The organism is Domibacillus iocasae (assembly GCF_001750285.1).
Taxonomy (GTDB): Bacteria; Bacillota; Bacilli; order Bacillales; family Domibacillaceae; genus Domibacillus; species Domibacillus iocasae.
In genome coordinates, this window is sequence record NZ_MAMP01000001.1 from 164,382 (window position 1) to 176,871 (window position 12,490).

Genomic DNA, 12,490 nt, shown 5'->3' on the forward strand with positions numbered 1-12,490 from the left:
CCCCGTTTCCAAATTAAAAATTAGAGGAGGCCGGCCTGCTGCCAGAGCCAGCCCCATCAAAAATCATCCGTTTAACATTACCGGCTTATTAGATCTTTCGCGCGCTTGACAGCTGCTTTCCATTCTTTTTCAGGGTCACCGCCATCTTGAACATTTTTTAATGCATTTGACACTTCCTGATGAACAGCGAAATACTTTTCGCCTTTGTAAACGGCTCCATCAATATCTTGTGCTGCTTCTGCAAATACTTCTGATGACACTTGACCACCAAAGAATTCGTCTTGATTTGATGAAAACTCTTCCATTTCATAGACAGCAGGTGCTGATGGGAATAACCCGTTGCTTTGGAATGATTTTAATTGATTTTCAGGAGATACCAGCCATTCAATAAAATCATATGCAGCTTGTGCATTTTCTGTTTCACCTGGAATGGCAATGTATGAACCGCCCCAGTTTGCCGCAAATTCTTTTGGCAATGTTGCAACTTTAAATTTGCCGACTGCATCTGGCGCATTTCCTTCCATCCATCCTTTTAACCATCCAGCACCTATCTCGGCAGCAAAATCGCCTGTATTTACAGCACTTGCCCATTCAGGTGTCCACATATCGAATTTTCCGACAATTCCAGCCTCGTCCAGTTCAACAGCATAATCATATGCCTCTTTCACAGCATTTCCTTTTTCTTCTATCAACAATTCACCATCAGGATTTAAGTACGTGTCAACTGCAGGGTCCAGCATTGCTCTATAGGCGATTTCAATGCTGTCAACAAGAGGTTTTCCTGTTTCTTCCTTAATCTTTAATCCTGCTTCTTTAAAAGCTTCAGGTGAGTTAATTAACGCTTCTACTTCAGCAGGATCTGTAGGCAATCCAGCGGCTTCAAATACATCTGTCCGATAGTATAAAGCTTTTGGACCAATGTCAGTAGGTAACCCGAATAAGAAATCGCCTTCTGCATTTTCTCCAGCATTCCATTTCCATTCTAAATATTGATCTTGAACTTCTTCCGCTCCAAGATCATATAAGTTTGTAAAACGATCTTGAGCTACTTTAAAGCGATCAAACTGGTCAACTTCAAGCATTGCGATGTCAGGAGCCCCGTTTCCAGCGGATAATGCGGTAAAGAGAGCATCATGGTGTTCTGCCGTTTCAGCAGATTTAAATTTAATCGTAACATTAGGGTTTTCTTTTTCGTACTCTTTCGCTAATTCGTCATAACCAGTAGCACCGAAAGCCCAAAAATCCAATTCAACCTTTCCACCATCTCCACCACCTGAAGCGTTATCTTCATCTCCGCCGCTGCAGGCTGCTAATGAAAACGTTAAAATCATTGTTGCCCCCAATAAAGACCATTTACTTTTACGTTTCATCCTGTATTCCCCCTGATAATTTTTAAAAACAACAATAAAAACAGAAAAGATAATGCCTTTTTTACATCATTGCAAAAAAAAGCTCAAGATCATTTCCACCACCTTGCTGACAATCATACGAAACCGGTTTCCTTTATTAAGTAAAAAAATTAGATATATCTCATAAAGAAATCGCTTTCAAGGTAAATTATAGTAGGTGATACTCTATAAATCAACTATAATTTATAAATAAAAAAGATAATTTTGTAAACCGGTTTCTTTAATTCTCATTTTAATGCATTTACGAAGAAATTTTTCTTCCTGGATAAGGGGAAAAAGAGCAACAAAATTTATACACACGGTAATTTCGTTTCTCTTTTATCCTTTTTCATGGTTTACACTAACCAGAAAATTGAGTAAACTACCGCAAACGGAGGTTATTTTCAATGAAAAAAGAAATCCTGCAATCTTTAAGGGACATTGAAAAAGAATACGGTGTCAAGGTTCTGTATGCCTGTGAGTCAGGCAGCCGGGCATGGGGATTCCCGTCGAAAGACAGTGATTACGACGTCCGCTTTTTCTACATGCATCATCCTGATGTGTATTTGAGCATTGACCCTGTAGGTGTCGGCAAAAAGCGGGATGTCATTGAACGGCCGATTCATGATCTGCTAGATGTGAGCGGTTGGGATTTGACGAAAGCGCTGAAGCTGTTTCGTAAATCAAATCCGCCGCTTTTAGAATGGCTTTCTTCTGACATTGTTTATGAAGAAACGTATTCGACTGCTGAACAAATGAGAGGGCTGGCCCGGAAGATTTTTTCGCCGGCTTCGTGCATTCATCACTACGTTAGTATAGCCGCGAACAATTACCGTGACATTGACGGCAAGCAAGAAGTGAAGATGAAAAAGTATCTTTATGCCCTGCGTTCGTTGCTGGCAGCTACATGGATTGTGGAGCGTCAGGAGATTCCGCCGCTTTCCTTTCATACATTGCTTGCTGAAATGGCGCCGGGTGATGATTTAACCGAAGCCATTCAACTGCTTTTAAAGCGGAAAATAGCGGGAGATGAACGAAACAAAGGGGCTAACATCCCGATCATTGATCACTTTCTCGAAACGGAACTTGAGCAGCTTCGCCGTTACGCGGCTGAGCTCCACCATCACACAGACGATCCGACTGAGCAGCTAAACCAATTATTCCGCAGCACATTACACGAGGTGTGGAGCCATTGAAGAAACTTGAATTAAAACCACATAGCTTGACGTATGCCGACCGCATTTTCACCTTAACCTCTGCCCCTGAAGTAAAAAACGCGCTCGGTCTTCATGTGGACACGGTGGACAATACGATTGATTTTTTGCAGGCGGTGATGCAGGAAGAAATGAACGGCAAAACGGTGTCACGGGCTATTTTTAATGAAGAGGAAGAATTAATTGGCATCACCACGCTCATGTTCATTGATCAGACGAAAAAATCATGCAGCCTCGGTACGTGGATCGGACATGAATATTGGGGACACGGCTATAACATGGCTTCAAAATATGCGATTTTGCGGATTGCGTTTGAAGAACTTGGCCTTGAGCGGGTATTTATTGGTTCTCGCCTTGCCAACAAGCGGTCCCAAAACGCCCAAAAAAAGCTGCCATTTATCACATGGCATGTGGAAGCAGACTACCCGGACGTTCACGCGGAACTTGAAGAAAAAGAAAAACAGCCATGTCTGCTTAACGTCGTGTACCGGGCTGACTTTCCCATTTCCTAATGATGGGGTTTGAATAACTGCAGAGTGTCCCACCGTCCATATAAAAAAGGCGGTGTCCGAAAAGCTTATTATCCATTCAGTTAGTGGAAAAGGATGAATAATAAAAAGCTGTCCCATAAATCCAGATGTACCGGATTTATGGGACAGCCTCTTCTTCAGCGTACCAGTTTTTTATGTATGGTCAAATTTCTCCGTTTCAACTCGTCTTCAAGCAACCGAAGAAAATCATGTTCCAAATTTAGTTCTACTGCTTTTTCATATGCTTCTAAAATGAATTGGTCTGTTTGTTCTTTCATATTCTTTCTCTTCCTCCTGTTCTAAAAGGAAGTATACCTTTTTCTGCGGGTTTTCAAACGTCTTACTGGATAAAAAAATCCGTCCATTACCTGGACGGCTCACTATCCATATACTGCACCCAATCCGATTTTTCAATCTGATCCGATACATCGATAATTTTATCCATTACACGCTCTTTTTCAGGTCCATCAAGCCGCGTAGGCTGGTAATCGTTCCGGTCCGTCCGCGATGAAATAGAAAACGGCACAACATTAATATCTTTTTTGTCCGTTAATTCTCCATCCTCTAAATGAAACGTCTGCTGGAATACGTATGTGTCTTTATCTGCCGGGTTCCGGTTGCCGCCAAACATAAAGTTGCCGAGGCTGTAGACGATAAATTTGCCATTGTATTCTTCAATGCCCTGCACGACGTGCGGATGATGTCCAACAACAAGGTCCGCGCCCGCATCAACCGTAAACTGGGCCAGTGTGCGCTGTGATTGTTCCGGCACATAGCTGCGTTCAACTCCCCAGTGGAAATGAACAACAATGACCGACACACCCTCTTCACGGATTCTATCAATATCGGTTTCCACCTGTTCACGAATTTCCGCTGTATCTTCCCAGCCCTCATAGCCGAGCGCCCAAACTTTAACACCTTTCACTTCGGTTACATATTGATCATCATAGCCGAAATACCCGATGTTGGCCGCTTTCAAATTTGCTTTCGTATCCTCATACCCTTGCTCCAAATAATCAAAAATATGATTATTCGCCAAATTCACGGATTCAATGCCGGCATCATTCAAAATTTGTGTATACGCAGGATCACCTTTAAAGCGGAACTTTTTCACCGCTTTTTCCGTGGCTTCGGTCAGTGTCGTCTCCAGGTTTACCGTCGACACATCGTCGTTCTCGAAAATGCCGTCCAGCCCTTCCGTAAAATGAGATAAGCCGCTTCGCTCTGCTTCATCCGGGAACGACCCTGCATATGTAAAGGTCTCATCGGTTCCGAGCGTAAAGTCACCCGCTGCGCTTACTGTAATAGACGCGGGGACCGGCTCTTTTACAGGCTCTATCATTTGATCTGCGACTTCGTCTTTTACTTCTTCCTTTACTTCTTCCGTCACGACTAGATTCGCTACAAGTGCTGCAGCGGCCGCTAAAAACAGGCCAAAAAGCGTCATTCTTACCCAGTGTTTCAGCCGGCGCCCTTTTCGTCTCCCCATCCTTTTTTGTTCTTTCATACCTATCAACTGCTCCCCTTGCTGCCCTTATTTATACCATTATACTACATTTCCGGAACAAATAGGTGATCAATGGTGAGGTTTTATGTCTGCTTTCAGCTTTTCAGATGACACGTCAACTTGTTTGCCGATCATTCTTTTTTTTCGTTGGCATCATGTGCTGTGCGTCGGTTTCGATATACGCTTTCACAAAGTAAATACCTTTTTCAACAGATGCTGCTCGACTGAAAAATCAACTTCCTTTTCTTTCTTCAAATCTACTGCTTCGCTTTGCATGCCTTCCTGCCAAACAGAAACGGATACGCGTGCTTCAGTAAATGCCTCTACCCGTCTGTGATACTGATTTCAGCTTCGGGCTTTTCTTCGCACACATAATGTTCAGCAGCGTCCGGATCAGGTGAACAGCCCGAGTCTTCGCTGCTTTTGTACCTTTTTAGTTTACGTTTGAATAGCGCCAAAACCGGTTGGCTGTCACGGGCGCGAGACGTTCCAAGCCCCGGGTCTCAGAACGGTGCAGCGGCTTCCAGTCTTCATCCTTATGCTTTAAATAAATTTCATGATGCGGCGCTTCGTCATGCTCACCGCTAATATCAATCACTCCGTTTGGATAAAAAGCAGCGTATACTTCATAGATAATATCCGGCGACGGCATAAGCGGGTTGCCGACAGAATGATCGAGCAAAAAGGATACTTTTTCTTCATCCGTCTGCACATTTTTCACGGCAATTCCTTCGTCCGATGCTGCTTTCCGCTCAACAAGCTCCTTATTGACTGTATACCCTTCTGAAGCGCCGACATCGCGTGTTAACAATACTTCACGGCTGTTCACTTTTATTTCGGCGCGTGTCCGGTACCGATCGGATTCCGGATCAAATGAACGTCCATCGCCGGTGAAATAACGCATTTTTGATAATACATTCGGGTTTTCGATCCATTCATCTTCTAAAAAAGTCGTGTAGCGGAGAACGTACTCTAATGGGCGCATCGACACACGATCATGTAAATGGTCTGCCGGGCGGCCGATGTCTTTATCAATCAAAAACGTTTCAACGAGCATGTCATCTTCGTCTTTTTTTATCTTCAGCAAATCAATCACCTTCGCCAGCGGAGACGGTTTTTCCGTTGCTTCTTCACTTCCCAGCTCCAATGGGCGGATGCCTTTTATTTGATACACATATGACTCATCCGCCTTCACATGCCTGTCTTGAAAAGCCGGCTCTGTAACCGTTCCGGCATAGTCCCCGTTCCGATAAATTTCATACTCTTTCACCCCGCGGATCGGCTCCCACGCCACCGCCACGTTTTCTGCTTGAATGACTGTTGTCACAATCAGCTCTTGAAGCGGGATGTCTTCGTTTTTTTCTTCACGCTCCACAGCTGTTGCAGTTTGTATTTTTAGCGTTTGCCCGCCCTTGATGAGATAGGCATACATCGTGCCCGGTTCAAGACCTGTGTCTGTGAATGAATGATCACTGCCATTGTACACTTCTTGGCCATCTTTTAAAATCCGTACCGATCCCTCTCCCGTCCAGCTGAACGAAATTTGGTCCGGCGTCTGGCTGACTGATGTCACATTCATAATTCCGCCACCTTTCTTCCACTTATCTACCCGGATTACACACGTTCAAAAACACATTAAAAAAGAAGCCGATGCCATCAGCTTTTTTTTCGTCCCATTTTCACAAGTGCTGCAATAAGAATAATAAGCGGCACGCCAAGTAAAAGGCCGAGCCCTGCTGTATAAAACCCTTCAACAATCATCGCCGCTCATCCAGTTTCCGTTCAATTCGCTCTAACTGCTTTGTCTGCTTTCGCCACGAACGGGCGATGAAGACAATCACCACAGCCGGAATAATCAGAAAAAGCATCATCATCAATTGAAAGAAAACGTCGCCCGCATTAATAGAGCTCATATCTTAACCCCCGATCTTCTTTCTTTTAGTATACAAGTTTTTTCCAAAACAAAAAAGTCCCGGTGCATCCAGGACTTTTTTGTTTATCATTTTTGCTTTTGTCTCGCTGTCAAGCGCTGTGTCACTCGCTGCAAGTGCCGGCAGGCTGGCTGCACCGAGAACACCCAGAGAAAGAGCCCCTGTCATCACCACATTAAATATACGCTTCTTCATTCGTTTTCCTCCTCTATTATTGCAGGCATTTGTTTGCCCTAATCGTACTGTATCCGGCTTTGGTGAAAAACCGGTGAAAGTTATTCATTCTGAGCAGATAATGTGGCAGAAATGGTTTGCTGCTGACCATCGCGGTAAATCGTCATCGTTACCATGTCTCCAATTTCCGCTTCATTGTACAAATATTTGCGGAAATCCGCTGTGCTCGTTATATCCGTATCGTCTGCTTTTACAACAACATCTCCTGCTTTAAAACCGGCTTTGGCCGCAACAGAGCCTGTTTCCACTTGGGAAATAACAGTTCCTTCTGTCACTGTTTCCGGCAAGCTTAATTGGTTTTGCACAACTTGACGCGACAATGCGCTGACGTCTTCCAGGCCGACACCAAGATATGGACGTTCCACTTCACCATTTGTCATTAATTCTTCAATGACAGGAATCGCATCTTCTGCCGGAATCGCAAAACCGAGTCCTTCAACACCATCATCGGCAATTTTCAAGCTGTTAATGCCGATGACTTGCCCGGCACTGTTTATGAGCGCGCCGCCGCTATTGCCTGGGTTGATCGCGGCATCTGTTTGAATGACATTTAATTCCCATTCACCAGCTGATGTTGTAACCGGCACACTCCGATCAATCCCGCTGACAATGCCTTCTGTCACAGAGCTCGATAAATCGAGGCCAAGCGGATTGCCGATTGCCGCTACTTGTTCGCCAAGTTTTAACGCTTCTGAATCGCCGAAATTGGCTACTTCCGTTACATGATCACTGGAAATTTTCAGTACGGCTAAATCCGTCAGCGCGTCGGTTCCAATAACATCTGCGTCAACACGTTCGCCGCTTGCAAGCGCCACTTCAACCGTATCCGCGCCTTCCACAACGTGGTTATTGGTGACAATATAGCTAACATCCTTACCTTTTTTAAAAATGACACCAGACCCTGTTCCAGCCTCTGTTTCTTCTGCCGTTTCATCTGCTGTTTCCATCGGCTGACCGCCAAATAAGCTCATTTGATCCTGTGCCTGCAATTTTACAACTCCGACAACTGCTTCATCAATTGAATCGATTGCGGACACAAGATCCGTTTGAGACGATGCTATTGTCGACGTTGGCTGCACGGTTATTTCACTTGACGTATCCGATGACGTAGTCTCTATTGTCGTAGGATTCGTTTCAAGCAAAGCCGGCGCCATGTAAAACATCATTGTTCCCCCGGCCAGCATTCCTGTAAATGAGGCAGCCGCCGTTTTTATCAGCCCGTCTTTTCCTTTTTTCTCCGGCTGAGGTGTCGGTGTATAACGTTCTTCGTTTTCCATATATATTCGCTCCTTTTAGGTAATGGTTTTATTGATTGACCTTATTGTAAAAAAGAAAAGTGAAAAGACGGTGAAAAGAACAAAAAATGTCACCATTTGTTTTGTTTGTCCCTGCTTTGGCCAGTTTGCGCCCAATCGCCGCGCAAAAAAAGCCGCTTCCACATTATATGGAAGCGGCTTGCTCATTCGGAATCTGCACAGTAAAGGTACTGCCTTTGCCTATCTCACTTTCAACGGTAATCGTGCCGCCATGAATACTGGTGATCCATTTAGCAATGGATAATCCTAGCCCATGCCCTCCGACTGTTCGAGTCCTAGATTTGTCAGACCGGAAAAAACGGTCAAAAATACGGGATTGATCCGCCGCATCAATGCCAATGCCTTCATCTGACACCTTCATCGTCCAGTGGCGGTCATTTTTTGAAAGAATCATTTCTACCCGCCCGCCTTCTAGCGAATACTTCACCGCATTGTCCAATAAAATATACATCAGCTGCTTCAGCCGCGCCCGGTCGCCGGGCACAATTAGCTCATCCGGCGCGTCCAGATACAGTGAAATCCCATTTGACTCTGCATAAGGCGTCAGCGATTCGATTACATTACCCGCTTCCACCCGTACATTTATTTCATCAATTACCCGCTCCACGACGCCTGAATCCGCCCGAGCCAGCACAAGCAGATCACTGACAAGGCCGGTCATTCTTTTTACTTCCGACTTCATGTTTCTCAGCAACTTTTGTGCAAATGGATCTTCCTCAACACCATCAGTCATTTCCATTGCGTCAATGGATGACAGCATCACACTGAGCGGTGTCCGCAGTTCATGAGACGCATCGCCGACAAATTCTTTTTGCCGGTGAAAAGCGGTTGAAATTGGCCCCATCGCTTTTTTCGACATCATGTAACTCATGAAAACCGCTACACCCGCAAACAAAACCATCAAGCTGACAAGTACAATGAGCAGCCACTGGAATAACTGATAAGCAAATGATATATCTTTGCCAATGTAAATCATGCCCACAAATTGATTGTTGTAAAAAATTGGGCTGCCGTCAATCATAAGCCGGACGGTATCCGATTTTGGCGCCTCATCAATTTCCCGCCCGCCGATCCGCCGCTCATCAAACGTCAACCGAATTGTTTCTTCGCGAATTTCATTTTGTTCCGGCACCCAGCCGGACACAAGCTCGAATAACTCTTCCCGCATGTGCCGCATCGTCTCACTGCCCATGACAAAGTTCCCGTCCGTATCAGTCACGTAATAAAAAAACTGGTCTGCCCCGGCTAAAACAAGCTCCTGGCTGCCAAGCCCCTGCAGTTCATTCCGAGCGCTTTCGGCTAAATAGCTGCTGATAATCCTTGTTTCCTGCCGGGTTAAATTTTCAAGCTCCCGGTGCTGGTCGCGTAAAATAACAATATATAATAACGTGTAAACGACAACGATAAACAAGACGAGAAACAGCATGAGCAGGCCGCTGTACTGCATCGTTAGCCGCCGCTGTGTTGTTTGAAACAGATCGCTGCCGCCTTTAAACCACTTAATCTTCAACTTTATACCCGACTCCCCGAACGCTTTGCACGATATCCGGGCGGCCAAACACATCGAGCTTTTTGCGCAGTAGCTTCACCGTCGCATCAATCGTTTTCGCTGTCACGTCCGCATCATATCCCCAAATACGGTCAAGCATAACATCACGTGTGAGCACCCGGCCTTTATTCTGCACAAGCAAATCCAGCAGCTGAAATTCACGCGGACTCAGTTGGATCGATTCGCCACCCTTTTGAATCATCTGGCCGTTTCGGTTTAATTCAACGCCTTGAATTGACACGGTCTCTTCAACAATCGGCGCGTAATTGCGGCGGGCAAGCGCCCGGAGCCTGGCAAGAAGTTCATCAATTTCAAACGGCTTCACTAAATAATCATCCGCGCCGGCATCAAGCCCGACAACACGGTCTTCCACCGCGTCCTTTGCTGTCAGCATTAAAATCGCACCGCCATATCCTTCTTTCCGAAGGTCGCGGCATACATCGACACCATTCCCATTCGGCATCATCCAATCTAAGACGAGCACATCGTAATGAGCAGACGATGCATAATCGTACGCATCCTCTCCTGTCTTCACCCATTCAACCTGATAGCCGCCTTTTCTCTTTAACATAAAGCTGACCAATTCCCCCAGCTGTAAATCATCTTCTGCAAGCAGTACATTCATCCGGTCCACACCCTTTCTCTTCTTCTGTTATATCATGTTTTGATGAAAAAAGAGTGAAAAAAAAGACGTCTAAGCAGACGACTTTAACAAGGTGCGACCGGCAGCTGAATGGTAAATACCGTCCCTTCATTTACTTCAGACTTCACTTCGATTGTTCCCCCATATTGCTCAACGATGTTAAAACAAACCATCAGGCCGAGACCGGTTCCATCTTCTTTTGTCGAATAAAATGGCTCCCCGATTTTTTTCAAAACATGCTCAGGCATGCCTTTTCCTTCGTCTTCTATTTTCACATGAACCTTATCTTCATAAAGTCGGACTGATGCTCGAATAACACCGCCGTTTTCCATCGCTTCCGTTGCATTCTTAATCAAATTAATAAATACCTGCTTCATTTGACCCGCGTTACAGCTGATGAAACAGGCCGGCTCAATATCTTGAAATTGAATATCGATTTTTCGCATCACCGCCTGAGACTGCATCAATACACAAACATCACGTACCATTTTTCCCGCATCGTGCACACCGACTTCAATCGATATCGGCTTGCCGAGCACGAGCAATTCACTCGCAATCGTTTCAATCCGGTCAATTTCTTCTTCAATGATCGTATAATATGAGTCATGCATAACATCTTCTCGAGCCAGCTTCATAAAGCCCTTAATAGAGGTGAGCGGATTGCGTACTTCATGCGCAATGGAAGCGGCCAATTGTCCGGCAAGACTTAATTTTTCCGTTTTGATCGTCAGCTGCTGATGAACTTTTCGCTCCTGAATGGACCGGATAATCAATACAACTGTAAAGTCCTTCCTCATATTTTGTGAAAAAGGGAATGCAGAAACTTCGATATCAATAATTTTTCCGCTGAACGTTTTCATTTTCATTTCCACGGGGGGCAGCTTTTCATTCTTCCTTAGCCTTTTCACCCCATTTTCCATAAGTTCATGGTATTCTGGACAAAAAATACTCCATGCCGTCATAGTCGAAAAATCATGTGTTTTGCATTCCAACACTTGCACAGCCGTTTGATTTCCATATAATACCTGATCATTTGTCAAAACAAGAACAGCATCAGGCATTTCTTCTATTAAATATTTATAGTGGCTGACTTTTTCACGCAAGTGTTCTTCCATAAATAACGATGGAGTTTTTTGCTTACTTTTATAATACATAGATTCGGTCAGTTCATCGTCTGTCATGACGCATGAATGGCCTTTCATTAAACCGATTGATAAGCTGGCCGAAATTTCATCTGAATTGTAGGCACATACAGTAAATGTATGCAGCGGCTTCAAAACTTCATCGGCTTTTTGTTCATAGAGTGGCAGACCCTCCTCACAACAGGAATCCTTATGGAGAAACGCTCGGCTCCATACTCGAATCGCAAGACCACTTTCTACATAGTGCTGAATCGAGCCCTTCAGTACTTTTAACACTTTTTCGACCTCAAAGGATTGCTCAGCTCCATAGAACGAAAAGTGATCCGCAAACACAATGGACTTTATCTGTTCCTCAGAAAACCCTTTTATCCGCAGATATTTTTTTATTTTTAGAAACATATCCGAAGATTCCAATAATATCACCTGGTGCTGGAGCTCTAGACCCGCCATGACGAAAGAAAGCATATTATCCCAATATTTTTCCTTTTTTGAATACAAATATAAAATGTGTGTTCCATTCTTTAATTCTATGTTTTTCGTTAATGCAACTTTTGGATGTACAAGGTCATTTGTTGGTCCCACAAGCGATCCCTCATTCCGAACATTCATTTTTCATTCCATTGTACCACATACAGTTTTTCCCGTATATATAGTGCTTTACACCTGAAAACTATACAGATTTAATCTATTCTATTAAAATAATAAAAGAAAAGGACGTGATCGATTGAAAGCTTCTAAGTTCCGGCTGACGTACCGGATCATTCTTATTCTATTTGCACTCGTTTATGGTATTTCCGCTTATCCGAATGGCTGGAGCCGATTTGCGCTGCTTATTGCCATTATTGCAGCCTTTATGACTTTTGAAGATGTATTCATGAAAAAAGCGGGTAAAACCGAGCGTATTATTTTTGTCATTGTATTCGCGCTTGCGTTTTTTATGATGTTCTATTTTGTCTTTTTAGCATGAAAAAACCGCCTGGTAAAGGCGGTTTTGTTTTATCGTTCGTCTTGTTTTAAATAGTGGTTCAGCTGCTTG

13 protein-coding genes are annotated in these 12,490 nt (G+C 44.2%); 3 read left to right on the forward strand and 10 right to left on the reverse strand.

The window, feature by feature from the left end; all coding sequences use genetic code 11:
• Positions 1-77 precede the first annotated feature (77 nt).
• On the reverse strand, positions 78-1,370 hold the full coding sequence (locus BA724_RS00870; protein ID WP_069936806.1) for an ABC transporter substrate-binding protein: 1,293 nt from the start codon (positions 1,368-1,370) through the stop codon (positions 78-80).
• A 425-nt stretch (positions 1,371-1,795) separates the two neighbouring features.
• Here BA724_RS00870 and BA724_RS00875 point away from each other — a divergent pair, with 425 nt between their 5' ends.
• Complete coding sequence (locus BA724_RS00875; protein ID WP_069936807.1) at positions 1,796-2,584, forward strand: nucleotidyltransferase domain-containing protein; 789 nt, start codon at positions 1,796-1,798, stop codon at positions 2,582-2,584.
• A complete protein-coding gene (locus tag BA724_RS00880; RefSeq protein ID WP_069936808.1) occupies positions 2,581-3,114 on the forward strand; it encodes a GNAT family N-acetyltransferase in 534 nt (177 codons plus the stop codon). Before BA724_RS00875 ends, BA724_RS00880 begins: the two co-directional genes overlap by 4 nt.
• Positions 3,115-3,269: 155 nt before the next feature.
• On the opposite strand, the gene BA724_RS00885 is transcribed toward BA724_RS00880, so the two are convergent.
• The 9 genes from BA724_RS00885 to BA724_RS00920 all read right to left on the reverse strand — a co-directional run bounded on the left by BA724_RS00885 (position 3,270) and on the right by BA724_RS00920 (position 12,063).
• Positions 3,270-3,410, reverse strand: a complete 141-nt coding sequence (locus BA724_RS00885) for a sporulation histidine kinase inhibitor Sda (RefSeq protein ID WP_069936809.1) — start codon at positions 3,408-3,410, stop codon at positions 3,270-3,272.
• An 86-nt stretch (positions 3,411-3,496) separates the two neighbouring features.
• A complete protein-coding gene (locus BA724_RS00890) occupies positions 3,497-4,639 on the reverse strand; it encodes a CapA family protein (RefSeq protein ID WP_069936810.1) in 1,143 nt (380 codons plus the stop codon).
• Between the two features lie 433 nt (positions 4,640-5,072).
• Positions 5,073-6,218 (reverse strand): DUF3238 domain-containing protein, encoded by a 1,146-nt coding sequence (locus tag BA724_RS00895; RefSeq protein ID WP_069936811.1) that lies wholly within the window; start codon positions 6,216-6,218, stop codon positions 5,073-5,075.
• Positions 6,219-6,396: 178 nt separating this feature from the next.
• Positions 6,397-6,552, reverse strand: a complete 156-nt coding sequence (locus BA724_RS18200; protein ID WP_141719836.1) for a DUF4083 domain-containing protein — start codon at positions 6,550-6,552, stop codon at positions 6,397-6,399.
• 3 nt (positions 6,553-6,555) lie between these two features.
• Complete coding sequence (locus BA724_RS00900) at positions 6,556-6,765, reverse strand: hypothetical protein (RefSeq protein WP_069936812.1); 210 nt, start codon at positions 6,763-6,765, stop codon at positions 6,556-6,558.
• An 80-nt stretch (positions 6,766-6,845) separates the two neighbouring features.
• Positions 6,846-8,081, reverse strand: coding sequence for a S1C family serine protease (locus BA724_RS00905; RefSeq protein ID WP_069936813.1), 1,236 nt, complete (start codon positions 8,079-8,081; stop codon positions 6,846-6,848).
• Positions 8,082-8,244: 163 nt separating this feature from the next.
• Complete coding sequence (locus BA724_RS00910; protein ID WP_245676105.1) at positions 8,245-9,630, reverse strand: sensor histidine kinase; 1,386 nt, start codon at positions 9,628-9,630, stop codon at positions 8,245-8,247.
• On the reverse strand, positions 9,620-10,294 hold the full coding sequence (locus BA724_RS00915) for a response regulator transcription factor (RefSeq protein WP_069936903.1): 675 nt from the start codon (positions 10,292-10,294) through the stop codon (positions 9,620-9,622). The genes BA724_RS00910 and BA724_RS00915 overlap by 11 nt, the downstream gene beginning before the upstream one ends.
• Before the next feature lie 83 nt (positions 10,295-10,377).
• A complete protein-coding gene (locus BA724_RS00920) occupies positions 10,378-12,063 on the reverse strand; it encodes an ATP-binding protein (protein WP_083255982.1) in 1,686 nt (561 codons plus the stop codon).
• 115 nt (positions 12,064-12,178) lie between these two features.
• Between BA724_RS00920 and BA724_RS00925 the strand changes: the two genes are divergently transcribed.
• Positions 12,179-12,421 carry a hypothetical protein gene (locus BA724_RS00925; protein WP_069936815.1) on the forward strand — a complete coding sequence of 81 codons (243 nt, stop codon included), beginning with the start codon at positions 12,179-12,181 and terminating at the stop codon, positions 12,419-12,421.
• Positions 12,422-12,490 lie beyond the last annotated feature (69 nt).

Bases quoted from the DNA above. Each gene is read 5' to 3' on its own strand.
- BA724_RS00870 (WP_069936806.1), bottom strand. From the start codon at position 1,370: ATGAAACGTAAAAGTAAATGGTCTTTATTGGGGGCAACAATGATTTTA.
- BA724_RS00875 (WP_069936807.1), top strand. From the start codon at position 1,796: ATGAAAAAAGAAATCCTGCAATCTTTAAGGGACATTGAAAAAGAATAC.
- BA724_RS00885 (WP_069936809.1), bottom strand. From the start codon at position 3,410: ATGAAAGAACAAACAGACCAATTCATTTTAGAAGCATATGAAAAAGCA.
- BA724_RS00890 (WP_069936810.1), bottom strand. From the start codon at position 4,639: ATGAAAGAACAAAAAAGGATGGGGAGACGAAAAGGGCGCCGGCTGAAA.
- BA724_RS00895 (WP_069936811.1), bottom strand. From the start codon at position 6,218: ATGAATGTGACATCAGTCAGCCAGACGCCGGACCAAATTTCGTTCAGC.
- BA724_RS18200 (WP_141719836.1), bottom strand. From the start codon at position 6,552: ATGAGCTCTATTAATGCGGGCGACGTTTTCTTTCAATTGATGATGATG.
- BA724_RS00900 (WP_069936812.1), bottom strand. From the start codon at position 6,765: ATGAAGAAGCGTATATTTAATGTGGTGATGACAGGGGCTCTTTCTCTG.
- BA724_RS00905 (WP_069936813.1), bottom strand. From the start codon at position 8,081: ATGGAAAACGAAGAACGTTATACACCGACACCTCAGCCGGAGAAAAAA.
- BA724_RS00915 (WP_069936903.1), bottom strand. From the start codon at position 10,294: ATGAATGTACTGCTTGCAGAAGATGATTTACAGCTGGGGGAATTGGTC.
- BA724_RS00920 (WP_083255982.1), bottom strand. From the start codon at position 12,063: ATGAATGTTCGGAATGAGGGATCGCTTGTGGGACCAACAAATGACCTT.